Genomic DNA, 17,762 nt, shown 5'->3' on the forward strand with positions numbered 1-17,762 from the left:
GGTCTAATCCAGCTCTGTTATAAAAAATAAAGGAGGCTCAGGCCTCCTTTTTTGTTGGTGTAATATTTAATTTCAGTATTTATATATATTCTTTAGTGAGCTAAATTAAGATTGATATTCTTAATTCAAAGTTACAAATCAAGTTTCATCTGATCTATCTAACGTAATAATTTTTCGAAACCTATAGTTACGCTACCTTTGCGATTTTCCATCAATGTTCATCTTGGTACCTATTCTGGTTATATAATTTTACCTAAAACTATTCTTTATATTTTTTAATTACTACTAGGTTTGCAAGTCCAGAGTCTGTGGGAGATTAGTATTATATTTAGGTTGGAAGTTTTAAATAAAATAATATTGAGGTAAGAACAGATTATCTATTTAGACTGTAATAAGGATAGTTTTATTTTTAAATTAATAGTCTATTATCCTGGCATGCAATAGCATTCTTGTACCAAGCGCTGATGTTTGTGCAGCTTTTAGCAAGGTCGAAATCCCTATAATTAAATTTTTGTCTGACCATCAACTGGAAGTGTTATGAAAAAAAATTCTTTTGATCCTTGCTGCTATCTTTATGCTTCCCCGCGCTAATGGGCCCCAGAGTTCAAAGAGGGGGTCAACTATGATGTCCTCAAGCAAACAGCTACTGCTCAACCAGAGGTATTTGAGTTTTTCTCTTACTACTGCCCGCCATGTGCGAAATTTGAACCTATCGTTGAGCAATTACAATATGACCTTCCGAAAGAGGTTGCTATCAAGAAGAATCCGGTAGCTTTTTTTGGGCGCGATATGGCACAGAAGATGCTACTGGTTTATGCAACTGCGACCCTGTTTAATGTTGAAAGTAAGTTAACTCCATCACTCTTTAATAAAATCCAGGTACAGCGCCAAGCTCCACAAAATCGTGATGATATTAAACATCTCTTTGTAGAGAATGGCGTGCAGGTAGAGGCATTTTATAATACTGTTGATAGGTTTGCAGTTTCATCCATGGGGAGCCAGTTCGATCGTAACACAGAGAAATATAATATTCGTAGCACACCGACCTTTATTGTCAACGGCAAGTATATGATAAAGATTGAGTCTATCAACTCACAAGAGCAGTTCACTCGGTTGATCAAATATCTTTTGACAAAAGATGCATGATTTATTTTACTCGTATATAACGAGTGTTATTAACGAGTTTTGTTATTTTAAATAAAATAATACAAGAGATGATGTTGAGTAATCTGCATCATCTCTTTTTATTGGAGGTAGATCTCATTGCGTCTCCGACAGATCAATCAACGTTGATATTTTGTGGTTTATAGCAGGTCTTTCCCGTGATTGTATTGGCGTAGCCAAACAGGGGAGGGGGGATTGATGCCATTTATAAGTGATTATTGAGTTAACTGTCAGGTTGTATAGTATCTATCACCCTGGTTCGTCCTATGGAAACATCAACAGTGGCCCGCGCCAGCGTCAGAGCCGTGGTAAAAGACAGCAGACCAGATGTCGTTAACGTGGAGGGTAGTGGGACCTCTACCTGGTATGTGGAGCCTCTGTATTTCATTGTGTTTGACGGTGATCCATTGGCTTCCACGCTCATGCTCATAAGGTCGGATTGGCCTATACGACACGACTTCATAGGGTCTTCTAAATACATTTGTATGCCAACAAACTTGGTGTTGATAGCACTATTTTAAACAAGGGTAGGGGTAACTCGAGACTCACTTGATATAACAAAATGATTTCTAGGGAGAAAAGGGAACCTTAACTATGGTCAGCGAAGGGGCTTTTTTTGTATTATTCCCCTCTTGACCTTATTTAGCCTAAAGGCTCCTGTACCGGGAGTGGTGACGAGGAAGACATGCAACAGCTTGAAGAAGTAGTCGGCCAAGCCAGAGCCGAAATTGAGGGCGTGAGCGATATCGCGACCCTCGACGAGATCCGGGTCAAATATCTGGGTAAAAAAGGCTTTTTTACCGAGCAGATGAAGGGCTTGGGAGCCCTGTCTGCTGAAGAGCGTCCTGCGGCAGGTGCCGTGATCAACCAGGCCAAACAGCAGGTTCAGGATGCGTTGAACGAGCGTCGTGAAGCCCTCGAAGTCGCCGTGCTGAACCAGAAGCTGGCTGCTGAGACCATCGACGTCAGCCTGCCGGGCCGCCGCATCGAGAATGGCGGTCTGCACCCGGTGACTCGCACCATTGAGCGTATCGAACGCCTGTTTGGCGAGATGGGCTTCAAGGTTGCCCGTGGTCCCGAGATTGAAGATGGTTTCCACAACTTCGATGCGCTGAATATTCCGGCTCACCATCCGGCGCGTACCGATCACGATACCTTCTACTTCAATCCTGATCTGATGCTGCGTACCCACACCTCCGGTGTGCAGATCCGCACCATGGAACATCAGCAGCCGCCGATCCGCATCATCGCGCCGGGCCGCGTCTATCGTAACGACTATGACATGACCCACACCCCGATGTTCCATCAGGTTGAAGGTCTGCTGGTTGACGAACATGCCAGCTTCACCGAGCTGAAAGGGATCCTGCACGACTTCCTGCGCAACTACTTCGAGGAAGACTTGACCATTCGCTTCCGTCCTTCCTATTTCCCGTTCACCGAGCCGAGCGCTGAAGTCGACGTGATGGGCAAGAACGGCAAGTGGCTGGAAGTGCTGGGCTGCGGCATGGTGCACCCGAACGTGCTGCGTTCGGTCGGTATCGATCCGGAAAAATACTCCGGCTTTGCCTTCGGCATGGGCGTTGAGCGCCTGACCATGCTGCGCTACGGGGTCAACGACCTGCGTGCCTTCTTCGAAAACGACCTGCGCTTCCTCAAGCAGTTCAAGTAAGGGCGAGAGAACATGAAATTCAGTAAATCCTGGGTGATGGAGTGGGTCCGCACCGAGTTGAGTGACAATGCACTGGCCGAGCAGATCACCATGGCCGGTCTGGAAGTGGACGCCGTGGAAGCGGTGGCTGGCCAGTTCAACAATGTGGTGGTGGGTGAAGTGGTCGAGTGCGCCCAGCATCCGGACGCCGACAAACTGCGGGTGACCAAGGTCAACGTGGGCGAGGCCGAGCTGCTGGACATCGTCTGCGGCGCGCCGAACTGCCGTCAGGGCTTGAAAGTGTGCGTGGCCAAAGTAGGGGCGACCCTGCCGGGTGATTTCACCATCAAGAAAGCCAAGCTGCGTGGCCAGCCGTCCCACGGCATGCTCTGCTCCTTCAGCGAGCTGGGTATCGACGTCGAAGCCGATGGCATCATCGAGCTGCCGCTGGATGCGCCTATCGGCACCGATATCCGCGAATACCTCGCGCTCAACGATGTCAGCATCGACGTGGATCTGACCCCGAACCGTGCCGATTGCCTCGGCATCGCGGGTCTGGCCCGTGAAATCGGCGTGCTCAACAGCGTTGACGTGGTCGAGCCGACCTGGGCGCCTGCTGTTGCCACTATCGACGCTACCTTCCCGATCCGGGTTGAAGCAACCGCCGATTGCCCCCGTTATTTGGGCCGCGTCATCAAGGGGTTGAACCTGCAGGCTCAGAGCCCGCTCTGGATGCAAGAGAAGCTGCGTCGTGGCGGCATTCGTTCCATCGATGCCATCGTCGACATCACCAACTACCTGCTGCTGGAATACGGTCAGCCGATGCACGCCTTCGATCTGGCAACGCTGGAAGGGGAACTGGTGGTGCGCCGTGCCCATGCGGATGAGCCGATGACCCTCCTTGACGGCAACGAAGTGAAGCTTAAAGAGACCACCCTGGTGATTGCCGATGCCAAAGGCCCTGCCTGCATGGCCGGTATCTTCGGCGGCGATCGCACCGGTGTGTCCGAGACCACCACCGACATCCTGCTGGAGTGCGCCTTCTTCGCACCGCTCTCCATCACCGGTCGTGCCCGTGCCTACGGTCTGCACACCGACTCCTCCCACCGCTTTGAGCGTGGGGTGGACCCCGAGCTGCAAGCCAAGGTGATGGATCGTGCCACTCGTCTGCTGCTAGATATCTGCGGCGGCGAAGCCGGCCCGGTCATCGAAGTCAAATCCGACGCCCATCTGCCGAAAGCGGCACCCATCAAGCTGCGTCGCACCAAGCTCGACAAGGTGATCGGTATCAGCGTGGCAGATGCTCAGGTGGTCGAGATCCTGACTCGCCTCGGCATGCAGGTCACTGTGGATGCTGACGGTTGGACTGCGCTGGCGCCCTCCTGGCGTTTCGACATCGCCATCGAGGAAGACCTCATCGAGGAAGTGGCCCGCATCTACGGCTACAACAACATCCCGAATCTGAAACCCGCCGCATCTCTGGCGATGGTAGAGCAGGCAGAAGGGCAGGTGACCTTGAAGCGCGTGCGTGACCTGCTGGTTGATCGCGGCTTCCAGGAAGCGATCACCTATAGCTTCGTCGATCCCAAGACCCAGCAAACCCTGTTCCCGCAGAGCGATGCCATCGTGCTGCCTAACCCGATTTCGGTCGAGATGTCCGCCATGCGTGTCTCTCTGTTCCCGGGTCTGGTGCAGGCCGTGGTTTACAACCAGAACCGTCAGCAGCCGCGGGTGCGTCTGTTCGAGCAGGGTCTGCGCTTCATCAAGGACGAAAATGCCGAGAACGGCATCCGTCAGGAGCCGATGCTGGCCGGTATCATCACCGGCAACCAGAGCGACGAGCATTGGGACATCAAAACCCGCGCCGCCGACTTCTTTGATTTGAAAGGGGATCTTGAAGCGGTGCTGGATCTGACCGCCGAAGGGGCCACCTTTACCTTCGAGCGTGCCGAGCACAGTGCCCTGCATCCGGGTCAGAGCGCTGCCATTCTGCGCAATGGCGTGGTGATGGGCCACATTGGCGTGATCCACCCGAGCCTCGAGAAGAAGTTGGGTCTGAAGAGCCGCGCCGTCATGTTCGAACTGGAGCTGGACAAGCTGACCCCGGCCAAAGTGCCGGTTGCTGCCGAAGTATCCAAGTTCCCGGCTAACCGTCGTGACATCGCCGTGGTGGTTGATCGTCAGGTTCTGGCAGGGGATGTTCTGGCAGTAATTAAAAAAGTTGGCGGAAATCAGGTAGTTGGAATAAACTTGTTTGACGTATACCAGGGTGCTGGTATGGCCGAGGACAAGAAGAGCCTGGCCATCAGTCTTGTTCTGCAAGATACCCAGCGCACCCTGGAGGAGAAAGAGATTGCCGAGACCGTAGACAATGTCGTGCGGGCCCTTGGTGAAGAGTTGAATGCATCCTTGAGGGATTGATCTATGGCGCTTACCAAAGCCGACATTGCAGAGCACCTGTTCACCCAGCTCGGGATGAGCAAGCGTGAAGCCAAAGATATGGTGGAAGCCTTCTTTGAAGAGATCAGACAAGCGCTTGAGCGTGGTGAACAAGTCAAAATCTCAGGCTTCGGTAACTTTGACCTTCGTGAGAAGAATCAGCGTCCCGGACGTAACCCCAAGACAGGCGAAGATATTCCTATCAGTGCCCGCCGCGTGGTGACCTTCCGGCCTGGCCAGAAACTCAAGGCCAGGGTAGAAAATGTTGAACCCAACGAGTGATAAAAAGCCAGGCAAATGCCTGGCTTTTACTTATCGATGATAAAAAGATCCCTGTTACTGTTGGGAGCAATGCTGGCCATGCCACTGCAGGCCATGATGCTTCCCCTCGATCCGGCAACTCAGGCCTACCTTCGCTCCATCAAAGAGCTCAAGGTGTGCTACCCGGCTGCACTTCCCCCGCCCTATGTCACCCCTGATGGTGGCTTGCTAAAAGATCGCCTGCTCCGTCTTGCTGATATGTTGCCTGTGCCACTGAAGCTCTCCGAGATGGCCGATTGGCAGGCTGCCCGCGCCGCCTTGCTGCGTGGTGCATGCGACATCATCCCCCATATCGGAACCTTGGGTAGAGAGGAGAGCGGCCTGCTGGTAAGCCGTCCCATGATGGAGACGGATGCCGCCATTCTCTATCGGGGCGATCTTCATCAGGCAACGTTTCTGGTCTCTTCCGCCACAGATACCCGCGCAATTTTGCGTGAATTGCATCCGGGGGCTGAGCTCAGAACCCTGAGGAGAGGGGAGAGTATCTACTCAGCTCTTGAGGGGGAGAAGGACACCGCCTATCTGGGGGACTATCTCCAGCTGCGCTACCTGATGCGCGAGTATCCTGCCGATGGCCTGCGTCTGCGCCGTCTGCTGGGTGATGAGCGGGTGGTCAGCTATCGCCTGATGATGCGCAACGATCCCGAGCTGGCCAAGTTTGTCGATACCCTCATTCGCTATATGCCCGCTGGTACCCTCTATACCGACCTGAGCCGCTACATGGATCAGGGAGCGCTCTATATCAACCGGCTCCATTTCAATGACGCCGAACAGGCCTGGCTTTCTGGCAGAAGGCGGGTTGTGCGTCTGGTTATGAACCCGCAGTTGATGCCCTACAGCGGCATCAACGACCAAGGGGAAGCAAAAGGGTGGAGCGTAGATATCCTGAACTGGGTAACTCAGGAGAGTGGCCTCAAATATATGCTGGTGCCGGCAGCCACCAAGGCCGAGGCGATAGAGAAACTGCGTAGCGGTGAGGCCGACATGATGGCAGGTTTGCCGGAGTCTCCCGAGCTCGCCGATGACTTTACTTTCAGCCGGATGATCTCCATCAACCGCTTTGCCCTGATCAGCAAGCGTACCATCAGCGCAGACAAATTCTCCCAGCTGGGCAAACAGCGGATCCTGGTACCGGAATCACTCTACGATCCCTCTCTGTTGGCGCAGTTGGGTGATCAGGAATGGGTCCGCACCGATGACCTGAGCCAGGGCATCGCGCTGCTGCAGCAAGGCAAGGCTGACGCCATGCTGAGCGAGCTGTACCAGTTGCAATATCCCCAGCGCACCCATCAGCTGGAAGGGCTTCAGATCAAGGAGCTGGATGACAGATTCGGACTCGGCTTTGCCATTCGCAAGGATCAGACCGAGCTGGCCGGCGTGATAGACAGAAACCTGATGGCCTTGACCAATACCCAGATCGATGAACTCAACCAGCGTTGGCGCCGTCTGGTGGTGATGCAGCAATCCGGAGTCAGTTATGGTGCCTGGTTTGGTTCCATCGCGCTGGCGCTGCTGATCAGTGGCATCGTGATCGGGGTGATCTGGCGCTCGCGCCAGCAGCTGGCCCGTGAGGTCGCTCAGCGGCTGGCGGCAGAAAAAGCGCTGGCAATCGAAAGTGAGCTGCGCGAAACCATGTTTCAGGCCCTTCCTGTTCCCGTCTATTTGCGCAACGAGCAGGGAAGGGTGATCAAATCCAACAAGCAGGGACACCGGCTTTCACTGCGTTATGGCGCGGAGCTGCTGCTGCCCGAGGTGCAATCACAAAAGAGCGAAGGGGAGTTGAGCCTTGGCGAGCAGGTGTTTGCCTATGTCCAGCATCCGCTGCGGCTGGAGAAGCAGGCGCCAGCGACCGATCTTATCGCCTTGTCCGATATCAGCGCCCTGCGCCAGCAGGCCCGCATCCTGCGTCAGGCTGAGCGGCGGCTGCGTGCATTGACCAATACCGTGCCCGGGGTGGTGCTGCAATTCCTTCTGGTTCAGGAGAGCGTGGGCACCATCGAGTTCATCAGCCGTGGCTGTTACGAGTTGTTGGGGCTGGCCAGCCAGCAGATCCGCCGTGAACCGGCTCGGGTGCTTGACCTGCTGGAGCGTGAAGATTTGCAACTGGCGCGCAGTACCATGTTCTCCATGCTGCATGAGGGCAAGCCCTTCGTCTGTACCCTGCGCTATCACCATCCCGAGCAGGGTCCGCGCTGGTTGCAGCTCTGCGGGCGTGGTCGCAGCCAGCCACAAGGGTGGCGCATCTATGCGGTCATGCAGGATGTGACGGCGCGGGTTGAACAGGAGCAGGCGCTGCAACTCTCTCATGAAGAGGCACAGCAGGCGGTGCAGGCCAAGGGACGTTTTCTGGCGGCCATCAGCCACGAGATCCGCACTCCGATGAACGCTATTCTCGGCCTGCTGGAGTGGCTCGCCAGCACCCCGCTCTCCCAGGAGCAGGGCTCGGCGTTGGCCCGGATCCGTCAGGCCGGGGACGAGTTGCTCGGCCTGCTCAACGATGTGCTCGATTTCAGCCGCAATGAGAACAGCACCTTGTCGCTCTCGCCCCAGCCGACCGATTTCACCGAGCTGTGCGAACACGTGGCGGCGGTGCACTGGACCAAGGCCAGAGCCAAGCAGCTGCAATTGCGTTTGCAGCTTGATCCGGCGATGCCCGCCTTGCAGACCCTTGATCCCCATCGCATCCAGCAGGTTCTGCACAACCTGCTCTCCAATGCCATCAAGTTCAGCCATCGTGGTGAGGTGGTGCTGTGGGCCGAGAGTATGGGCTCGACTCTTCGTTTTGGCGTGGACGATCAGGGGCCGGGGATTACCGACGAGATGCGGCCAACGCTCTTCATGCCGTTTGAACAGTTCGCGGTGGCGGGGCAGCTGAGGGCGCCGGGGACCGGCCTCGGGCTCGCCATCTGCAAGCAGCTTATCGAGCAGATGGGGGGGCTCATAGATGTCGAACCCAGAACGGGAGGCGGCAGCCGCTTCTTCTGCGAGTTGCCCCTCAAACTGCTCAAACAGGCGCATCATTGGCAGCCCAAGGTGCGAGAGCTGGCGCTCTCACTGCCTCCCGATGAGGTGAAGCAACTCGCTCCCTGGTTGGCAAGATTCGGGGTCACGGTATCTGGCACGGCACACGACAGGTTGCAGGCTCAGGTCGACGAGAAGGGATTCTATTACTGGGAGTGGCTGGGGGAGCCCTGGGTGCCCGGTACCGTCATCAATCTGTTGCAACCCAGGCTGGATGTCGCAGAGCCCTCTTCGGCAGCCCGCCCCGGTCTTGGCATGCGGGTGCTGCTGGTAGAAGATCACGATGTCAATCGGGAGCTGATCAAGCTACAGCTGGGACAGCTGGGGGCCGAGGTGCTGACCGCTGCCAATGGCCAGCTGGCACTCGATGTACTGGCCGATCATGAGGTGGATCTGGTGTTGACCGATCTGCAGATGCCGGTTATGAATGGCGCCGATCTCTGCCGCAAGCTGCGTGGCTCGCCTCGCTGGCGCAATCTGCCTGCCTATGTGATTACTGCAGATCTCAGTGAACAGGCGGCTATAGAACTGCAATCGTGCGGTTGCAACGGGCATCTCGACAAGCCTGTCGCGTTAAGGGAGCTGGCCGCCATGCTGCACCAGCTTGGCAAGAAAGAGGGGAGGATTGCCGAGCCTGCAACTGCTTCATCGCTGCTCTCAAAAGAGCTGGCCCAGCTCTATCTGGATACAACCAGAGCCGATCTGGCTGCTCTGGAGCAGTGTCTGGCAAATAAGGATGAGCAAGGGGTTAATGCCGCTTTACACAAATTGAAAGGGGCCGCCAGAATGGTAGGAGCAACCGCCATCGTCACTGTCATTGACGAGTGGCAGCAATCGAAGCACAGCGAATTGACTGTCAGGTTAACCCGGGCGCTGGATGGGGTCAGCCAGCATTTGACCAAGAGGGCTGAAGATGATCATCACTGATGAAGAACTGCTGGCGCTGCTTAACTCGGAAGATCCCGGGTTGGCCGGTTTTCGTCCTATTGCGCTCTATGCTCTCGATTGCGCCTCTTACGAGATGGCCAAGCAGGCGATGCTGCCAAATTATGTGGCGCTGCACCGCACCCAGCCTGATGCCTGTTGGCAGTGGGAGGGGCTCTTCTCGGCAGGAGCCATCGCACTCTATGATCCCGACTCGCACCGTACGGCGGATTATTTTCCCCAGCTCCAGCTGCATAACGGTATCTACGCCATCGAAGAGGATTGGCAGGGAGGTTTGCTCTCAAGCTATAAGGCGTGGAGCAACTGGCTTGCCGCCAGCCGGATCCTGCTGCTGGAAGATCACCCGTTTCAGGGGATGCAGTTGCAGCAAACCATCGCCGGACTGGGGCTGACCTGTCACTGGGTGCAGGATGAGCAAGCCTGCCTTACTGCGTTGGGTGAGGGGAGCACTCGTCTGCTCATCTGCGATCTCAGCCTGGTGGATCAGGATGCCATCAGCCTGCTGATGGGCCAGCCACAGTTGCAGTCAGACGGGCTGCCGATCATTTTGCTCTCCGCCCATGAGCAGACCCTGATCGATGGTGCTCGTCGCCTGCTGCACGATGCCGGCTTCAATATTCTGGCGGCACTGGCCAAACCGCTCGATTGCGATGAACTGCTCAGGTTGCTGCGCGGTCTCTATCTTGGCCCGCTGCGCCAGCGTCGACTGAGCGGTCAGCGCCGCACCATCACGACCTGGCAGGGTCAGGTACTGGGGCAACTTGGCTTGCTCTCTAGCCCCACCACTTCAGCACCGGTCTGGCTGGCCGTAAGCGGCTTGCCCCCTCGTTGGGAGCGGCTCAAGGAGTGGCTGGCGGAGCAGTCGCGAACCCCGTCCGAGCTGACGCTGCTTATCCATCGCCGTGATCACCTGCTCAGCAATCCGGATCGTTTTGCGCTGGTGCTGCAGGCCAGTCTGGCGGGGAGCAAGCTGGCGCTACTGCTCGACAACAACCAGCATCTGCCGTTCGATCTGCTGGAGCGGCTGCCGCTGCAATCCTTGTTGCTGGGGCAGGGGATGCTCTCCGATATCGAGTCGTTGAGTGCCGATTCGCTGCTTGGCCGCTTTATGGCGCGGGTGCGGGAACTCGGAGTCGACATCTATCTGGATGACCCCTACAACCTGCTTGATGTCGAGATGTGGCAAGAGCGCGGTATCGCGGGGCGTTGGTAGCCCATGCCCCGCTATCTCTGCTGGCCCATGCAGCGGGAGCGTCTGGCTAAAGGGCTGGAGGGGTGGCCTTATCCGGTGGCCCGCTCGGCCCTGCCGGTTGCGATGAATCTCTCCGGGGAAGCCTGTCTGCTGCGCGAGCAGCTCGGGGTCGAGCCGGCGCAGATGCTGGCTGCCTATGAGGATCTCAGCGCCCAGAGCATCTATCTGCGTTTCATGCGGGCCAAGAGAACCCCCTCGCCAGAGCTGGTATCACACTTTCTCGACTACAACCCGGAGCAGCAGATTGCCCTGTTGCTTACGGATATGGCGGGACGTCCGCTGGCACAGGCCCAATCCATTCGTCGCCGCCTTCATCCTGATCGGGCTGAATTTTCCTGCATCGTAGCGGATCACTTTCAGCACCGCGGGGCGGGGCGACGGATCTTGCTGGCGCTGGCCCTGCTCGCCAGAGCCGGGGGGATTGCCGAGTGGACGGCCGAAGTGCTGGCCCAGAATCGCCCCATGTTGCTGATGCTAAAGCGGTTGGGGCTGCCGCTGACTCTGGTGACCGGTCGCGAGATGGTCTTTGCGCGCCTCGATTTGAGCGTGCTGGACGAGTGGCTGCCAGCAGAGGTTGTCCACGCCATGACTAAGACCAAGGGCGAATAGAGCCACTTTTTACCCTGTGCTAAGGTCACATCTACTGCGCAGGGAGAGACGGAGCATGTTATGGGGCAGACAATCAAAAATATCGTGATCCTCACCGGAGCGGGGATCTCTGCCGAGTCGGGGATCAAGACCTTCCGCGCCTGCGACGGTTTGTGGGAGGAACACCGCGTCGAGGATGTGGCAACGCCGGAAGGGTATGCCAGAGATCCGGAACTGGTGCAGCGCTTTTACAACTCCCGCCGCAAACAGCTCCAGCAACCTCAGGTACATCCCAATCCCGCCCACTATGCGCTGGCTCGCCTCGAGCGTCTTTTCCCCGGCACCGTGACCCTGGTGACCCAGAATATCGACAACCTGCACGAGAGCGCAGGGAGCAAGAACCTGATCCACATGCATGGCGAGCTACTCAAGGCCCGCTGTCCCGAGTCTGGTCAGGTGATCGAGTGGCGTGGCGATCTTCATCAGGAGGAGCTCTGCTCCTGCTGTCAGTTCCCCCAGCCGCTGCGCCCCCATGTGGTCTGGTTTGGCGAGATGCCGATCGGGCTTGATCGCATCTACAGCGCGCTGGCCCAGTGTGATCTCTTTATCTCCATCGGCACCTCGGGGGCTGTCTATCCGGCGGCCGGTTTTGTGCACGAGGCGGGGTTGAATGGTGCTCACACCATAGAGCTCAATCTCGAGCCGAGCGAGGTGGGCAGCCAGTTCGATGAAAAACGCTACGGGCCAGCCTCCCTGCTGGTGCCGGCCTACGTGGATGAGTTGCTTGAAGTGTGTGGCATCCATCAGCCCAGACAGATCGAGGGGCACAACTGGATGGAGATGCGCGACCGCTAGAGGCGGCGGCAAAGAGAAAGGCGACTGTGAGTCGCCTTTTTTGTTGTTATCTACTTTTGCTTCGGCGGCCAGGGGGCGCAGGATTGCCTGATCACTAAATCCGGGTCAACCGTGATCAGGTGGTCTGCAACAGCCTCGCCGTTGATGCGAGCCAACAGGCGGGTGACGGCGAGGCGCCCCAGCTCCTCTTTGGGCTGGTTGACGGTAGTGAGCGGCGGCGACATGAATTCGGCCAGCGCCACATTGTCATAGCCGACGATGGAGATATCCCGCGGGATCACCAGCCCCGCCTGATGGGCGGCACTGATGGCTCCCATCGCCATCATGTCGTTGCAGACAAAGAGGGCGGTGGGGCGCTCGGGCAATGCCAGCAGACGAGTCATCGCCTGATGGCCGCTGGCGCAGTCAAAATCACCCTCCTGGATCCACTCTTGATTGAGCGTGAGACCTGCCTCCTGCAACGCCTGCTCAAAGCCAGCTTGGCGCTGGTTGGCGGGGGCGCGGCTGTGGGGCCCTGTGATGCAACCGATGGCGGTGTGGCCCAGCTCAATCAGATGGCGGGTTGCGAGATAACCGCCGTGGAAGGAGTTGTCGGCGATAAGATCCACATCCTCGCTGACCAGCCCCCAATCCATCACTACCACCGGCAGGCTCTTGAGCCAGTCGAGCTGGTTGAACACCTCTTGCTGACCCTCGCTGCACATGATCAGCAGGCCATCTACCCGCTTGCGCAGCATCATCTTGAGGTAGGAGAGGGCCGTCTCGGCCTGACCCTCGGTATTGCCCAGCATCAGGTTGTAGCCCTGTTCGAAGCAGTAGCGCTCCACTCCGCGCACTACCTCGGCAAAGAAAGGGTTGCTGGAGGTGGTGACCAGCATGCCGATACTGTTGGTTTCCTTCACCTTGAGGCTGCGGGCAACCAGACTCGGGGCATAGTTGAGCTCACGCATGGCCGCAAAGACCCGCTCGCGGGTCTCCTCGGCCACAAAGCGGGTCTCGTTGATGACGTGGGAGACGGTGGTGGTAGAGACACCCGCCAGCGCCGCCACCTCCTTGATATTGGCCATCAGTGCCCCTGCGCAGTCTGCTCAAGCAGGAAGGTGTCGACCTCCTGCTTGCTCGGGATGGAGCTCTGGGCACCGAACCGGGTGACGGAGAGTGCCGCCGCCCCATGGGCAAAGCGCACCGCGCTGTGGAAATCGGCACCGGCCAGCTCGGCGGCCAGCAGGGCGCCGTTGAAGGTATCGCCCGCGGCAGTGGTATCCACCGCCTTGACCCGAAAGCCCGGGATCAGCTGTTGCTGCTGTGCGTTGCTGCAATAGACGCCCTGGGAGCCCAGGGTGATCATCACGTCCGCAATGCCCATCTGGTGGAAGTGGGCGGCCGCCTCGCGGGCGCTCGCTTCGTCGGTGACTTTGACGCCGGTCAACAGCTCCGCTTCGGTCTGGTTGGGGGTGATAAGGTCCACCAGTGTCAGCAGCTCGCTCGAGAGCGGACGGGCGGGGGCGGGGTTGAGCACCACCCGGGTGCCGTGGGCACGGGCCAAACGCGCAGCTTCATGGACGCTCTCGAGCGGCACTTCCAGTTGCAACAACAGGGTGTGGGCGTCGGCGATCATGGCTTCGTGGTTTTTCACCACGGCAGGGGTGATGGCACCGTTCGCTTCGGCTGAGATGCCGATGCTGTTCTCCCCCTCATCGCTCACATAGATGATGGCGATACCGGTCGGGAGCTTGGGATCGAGTTCGACAGCGCTGACGTCGATACCATCTTTGGCAAAGCCGGTTTTCATCTGGTGGCCGATGGCGTCATCACCGATGCGTGCGATAAAGGAGACGGGGGCGCCGAGGCGGGCGGCAGCGACTGCCTGATTAGCCCCCTTGCCACCGGGCACTACCTGATAGCTGTGGCCGGTCAGGGTTTCACCCGGGCGAGGAAAGTGGGGAACGCGCAGCACGTGGTCTGCATTGACACTGCCCAGAACGACGAGACGATTCATGTTGACTACTCCTGATGCATCTTGGCTTGAACACAATGACTGAGTGAGCTCAAGCCGGGAGGCACCGCAATTGAGGGGAAAAGGGGAGGCGAACCTCCCCTCGAGAACTTACTTGCTGACTACTTGCAGCGGTACCGGAATGGATTTCTCGACCGGCTGGCCCTTGAGCACCTTGTCGGCAGTCTCGACGCCGATGGCACCGATCAGGGCAGGTTGCTGGGCCACGGTGGCGGCCAGTTTACCCTTGGCAACGGCGGCTTTGCCATCGTCAGTGCCGTCGAAGCCGACGATCATCACCTCTTTACCGGCAGCCTGCACCGCGCGGATGGCACCCAGCGCCATCTCGTCGTTCTGGGCGAACACAGCCTGTACGGTCGGGTGGGCAGCCAGCAGGTTTTCCATGACGTTCAGACCCTTGGTGCGGTCAAAGTCGGCAGGCTGGGAAGCCAGCACCTGCAGCTTGTTGGCCGCCACGGCAAGGGCAAAACCTTCGCCACGGTCGCGGGCGGCGGAGGTACCGGCAATCCCTTCCAGCTGGATCACCTTGGCACCGGTGCCCAGTTTCTCGGTGATAAAGTCACCGGCCAGCTTGCCGCCTGCCACGTTGTCGGAGGCAATGTGGGCCTTGACCTCACCCTGCGCGGCGCCGCGGTCCAGAGTCAGTACCGGAATGCTGGCGCGGTTGGCCAGACGGATGGCGTTGCCGACCGCTTCGGAGTCGGTGGGGTTGATCAGGATGGCGCCGACCTTGCGCACGGTGAGATCTTCCATGTTGGAGAGCTCTTTGGCCGGGTCATTCTGGGAGTCCAGTACCACCAGCTCGTAGCCAAGCTCTTTGGCTTTGGCTTCGGCACCCTCTTTCATGGTGACGAAGAAGGGGTTATTGAGGGTGGAGACCACCATGGCCAGGGTTTGATCGGCGGCCTGGGCGGTGCCCAGCACGGACATGATGGCGGCAGCGAGCAGGGTATTGAGCTTTTTCATCATTTCATTCCTTGTGTGTGGCTTGTCTTATCAACGATTGCTTTTGTTATCGATCATCACGGCAAGCAAGATCACGCTGGCCTTGGCGATCATCTGGTAATAGGAGGATACGTCGAGCAGGTTGAGGGCGTTATTCAGGAAGCCGATGATCAATGCACCTATCAGGGTACCCATGATACGGCCCTTGCCGCCCATCAGGCTGGTACCACCCAGCACCACGGCGGCGATGGCATCCAGCTCGTAACCCATGCCCGCCGTCGGCTGGGCAGAGGAGAGACGAGAGGTAACGATAAGCCCTGCCAGCGCCGAGAGCGCGCCGCACAGACCATACACCGCCAGCTTCACCCGATCCACATTGATACCGGAGAGGCGAGTGGCAGACTCGTTACCGCCCAGCGCGTAGATGTAGCGACCGAGGCGGGTGTGGTTGAGCATGAACCAGGCGAGCAGGAAGACGATGGCCATCAGCCAGATGGGCACCGGCAGACCGAACAGGTAACCGGTACCGAGCCAGGCGAAGTGATCGGCGCCGTCACTGAAACCGGTAGAGATGGGGCGCCCCTCGGTATAGACCATGGTGATACCGCGCAGGGCGGTCATGGTGACCAGGGTGGCGATAAATGCCTGAACCTTGCCCTTGGCAATGATGAGACCGCTGACGCCGCCCAGCAGGGCACCGGCACCCAGAGTGAGAGGCACCACCAGCCAGATGGGCAGCTCCATGGCGACCATGGTCGCGGCCAGCGCGCCGCACAGGGCCAGTACCGAGCCGACCGACAGATCGATACCGGCGGTGAGGATAACCAGCGTCATACCGACCGCCATGATGGCGTTGACCGAGGTTTGGCGCAGGATGTTGAGCAGGTTGTCGGCGGTGAAGAAGTTGGGGCTCAAAAAGGAGACCACACCAATCAGGACCAGCAGCGCGACCAGGGATTTGTTCTCGATCCACCACGCCTTGCTCATGACGCCACGGCGGGAAAGGGTTTGGGTTGTCATTGGGATGCCTCTTGCTCTGCTTGCCACTGTTTACCGACTGCCGCCGCCATCAGCTTCTCCTGATTGGCATCGCGGGTGTTGAACTCTGCGCTGATGCGCCCTTCGTGCATCACCATGATGCGATCACTCATGCCGAGCACTTCCGGCATCTCGGAGGAGACCAGAATGATGCTCATCCCCTCCTTCTTGAACTGGTTGATCAGCTGATAAATTTCCTTTTTCGCCCCCACGTCGACGCCGCGGGTCGGCTCGTCGAGGATCAGCACTTTTGGCCTTGTCAGCAGTCCCTTGGCGATGGCCACCTTCTGCTGGTTGCCGCCGGAGAGCAGCTTTATCAGCTGATCCTGACTCGGGGTCTTGATGTTGAACAGGCGCACATAGTCGCTCACCGCCTGCCGCTCGGCCTTGCCGTCAATCTTGCCGTTGCTGATGAACTCGTCGAGGGCGCACAGACTCATGTTTTCGCGCACCGACAGCTCCAGCACCAGCCCGTCGCCTTTGCGATCTTCGGAGATATAGGCGATGCCTGCGGCCAGACCATCGGCCGGGCTTTTGGGCACCAGAGCATGACCGTCCACAGCTACTTCACCGGCGCTGATGGGACTGGCGCCATAGATAAGCTTCATCAGCTCGGTGCGGCCGGAGCCCATCAGGCCGCTGAAGCCCAGAATTTCCCCCTGACGCAGGGAGAAGCTCACCCCGCGCACGCCGGGACCGGCCAGATCTTTCACCTGCAGGCTGACGGGGCCGAGCTCGCGCTCAAGACGCGGGTACTGCTCTTCCAGTCGGCGACCTACCATCATCTCGATGATCCTGTCTTCATCCAGATCGCTCACCGCCTTCTCGCCGATCCACTTGCCATCGCGCAGCACAGTGACCCGGTCGCAGATCTCGAAGATCTCCTTGAGGCGGTGGGAGATATAGACGATGCCGCAACCCTGCTCACGCAGCTCGCGGACAACCTTGAACAGCTGCTCGGTCTCGGTATCGGTCAGCGCATCGGTGGGTTCATCCATGATGATGACGCTGGCATCGAACGACAGCGCCTTGGCAATCTCCACCATCTGTTGTTCGCCGATGGAGAGATCCCCGAGTCGGGTATCCGGGCCATGCTTGACGCCAAGTCGCGCCAACAGGCCACTTGCCCGCTCGCGCAGCTGTTTGTGGTCGATGCTGCCAAAACGGGTGCGCGGTTCGCGGCCGAGGAAGATGTTGGCGGCAATCGACAACTCCGGCAGCAGGTTCAGCTCCTGATGGATGATGCTGATCCCCTGATCCTGAGAGTCGCGCGGCCCCTTGAAGTGAACCGGTTGACCGCGGTAGCTGACGCTGCCCGCATCGGCCTGATAGATACCGGTCAGCACCTTCATCAGGGTGGATTTGCCGGCGCCATTTTCACCGAGCAGGGCCATCACCTGGCCCGGATAGACCCGCAGACCCGCTTCGTCGAGGGCGCGCACACCGGGGAAGGTCTTGACGATCCCGGTCAGCTCCAGAATGGGTGAGAGGGGGGAGGTTGTGCTCATTTGCAGCTTCCTTGAAGAGGC

12 protein-coding genes and 1 pseudogene are annotated in these 17,762 nt (G+C 58.1%); 8 read left to right on the top strand and 5 right to left on the bottom strand.

Annotation, left to right across the window (positions count from 1 at the left end):
- Positions 1 to 705: 705 nt before the first annotated feature.
- From AACS24_RS20280 to cobB, 8 genes and pseudogenes are all read left to right on the top strand, one after another.
- Positions 706 to 1,146, top strand: a pseudogene (locus AACS24_RS20280) (DsbA family protein); the annotation flags it as partial.
- A 703-nt stretch (positions 1,147 to 1,849) separates the two neighbouring features.
- A complete protein-coding gene (gene pheS / locus AACS24_RS20285; protein WP_005336686.1) occupies positions 1,850 to 2,833 on the top strand; it encodes a phenylalanine--tRNA ligase subunit alpha in 984 nt (327 codons plus the stop codon).
- 12 nt (positions 2,834 to 2,845) lie between these two features.
- Positions 2,846 to 5,233 (top strand): phenylalanine--tRNA ligase subunit beta, encoded by a 2,388-nt coding sequence (gene pheT / locus AACS24_RS20290; protein ID WP_108571806.1) that lies wholly within the window; start codon positions 2,846 to 2,848, stop codon positions 5,231 to 5,233.
- A 3-nt stretch (positions 5,234 to 5,236) separates the two neighbouring features.
- A complete protein-coding gene (gene ihfA, locus AACS24_RS20295; RefSeq protein WP_005300715.1) occupies positions 5,237 to 5,533 on the top strand; it encodes an integration host factor subunit alpha in 297 nt (98 codons plus the stop codon).
- Positions 5,534 to 5,548: 15 nt separating this feature from the next.
- Complete coding sequence (locus tag AACS24_RS20300) at positions 5,549 to 9,520, top strand: ATP-binding protein (RefSeq protein WP_108571807.1); 3,972 nt, start codon at positions 5,549 to 5,551, stop codon at positions 9,518 to 9,520.
- Positions 9,507 to 10,751, top strand: a complete 1,245-nt coding sequence (locus AACS24_RS20305) for a response regulator (protein ID WP_108571808.1) — start codon at positions 9,507 to 9,509, stop codon at positions 10,749 to 10,751. Before AACS24_RS20300 ends, AACS24_RS20305 begins: the two co-directional genes overlap by 14 nt.
- A 3-nt stretch (positions 10,752 to 10,754) precedes the next feature.
- Positions 10,755 to 11,399, top strand: a complete 645-nt coding sequence (locus tag AACS24_RS20310; RefSeq protein ID WP_108571809.1) for a GNAT family N-acetyltransferase — start codon at positions 10,755 to 10,757, stop codon at positions 11,397 to 11,399.
- Between the two features lie 60 nt (positions 11,400 to 11,459).
- A complete protein-coding gene (gene cobB / locus AACS24_RS20315; protein ID WP_108571810.1) occupies positions 11,460 to 12,233 on the top strand; it encodes a Sir2 family NAD+-dependent deacetylase in 774 nt (257 codons plus the stop codon).
- 50 nt (positions 12,234 to 12,283) lie between these two features.
- Here the strand turns inward: cobB and AACS24_RS20320 are convergent, their stop codons facing one another.
- The 5 genes from AACS24_RS20320 to rbsA all read right to left on the bottom strand — a co-directional run bounded on the left by AACS24_RS20320 (position 12,284) and on the right by rbsA (position 17,741).
- A complete protein-coding gene (locus AACS24_RS20320) occupies positions 12,284 to 13,300 on the bottom strand; it encodes a substrate-binding domain-containing protein (protein ID WP_108571811.1) in 1,017 nt (338 codons plus the stop codon).
- A complete protein-coding gene (rbsK, locus tag AACS24_RS20325) occupies positions 13,300 to 14,232 on the bottom strand; it encodes a ribokinase (protein WP_108571812.1) in 933 nt (310 codons plus the stop codon). Before rbsK ends, AACS24_RS20320 begins: the two co-directional genes overlap by 1 nt.
- Before the next feature lie 108 nt (positions 14,233 to 14,340).
- Positions 14,341 to 15,216: a ribose ABC transporter substrate-binding protein RbsB gene (gene rbsB, locus AACS24_RS20330; RefSeq protein ID WP_005360585.1), complete on the bottom strand. Its 876-nt coding sequence runs from the start codon at positions 15,214 to 15,216 to the stop codon at positions 14,341 to 14,343.
- Between the two features lie 30 nt (positions 15,217 to 15,246).
- Entirely contained in the window at positions 15,247 to 16,215 is a 969-nt protein-coding gene (gene rbsC, locus AACS24_RS20335; RefSeq protein WP_005336670.1) for a ribose ABC transporter permease, read from the bottom strand.
- Positions 16,212 to 17,741 carry a ribose ABC transporter ATP-binding protein RbsA gene (rbsA, locus tag AACS24_RS20340; RefSeq protein WP_108571813.1) on the bottom strand — a complete coding sequence of 510 codons (1,530 nt, stop codon included), beginning with the start codon at positions 17,739 to 17,741 and terminating at the stop codon, positions 16,212 to 16,214. Before rbsA ends, rbsC begins: the two co-directional genes overlap by 4 nt.
- Between the last annotated feature and the right edge of the window lie 21 nt (positions 17,742 to 17,762).

The sequence above is a fragment of the Aeromonas sp. HMWF016 genome, assembly GCF_963878195.1.
Taxonomy (GTDB): domain Bacteria; phylum Pseudomonadota; class Gammaproteobacteria; order Enterobacterales; family Aeromonadaceae; genus Aeromonas; species Aeromonas lacus.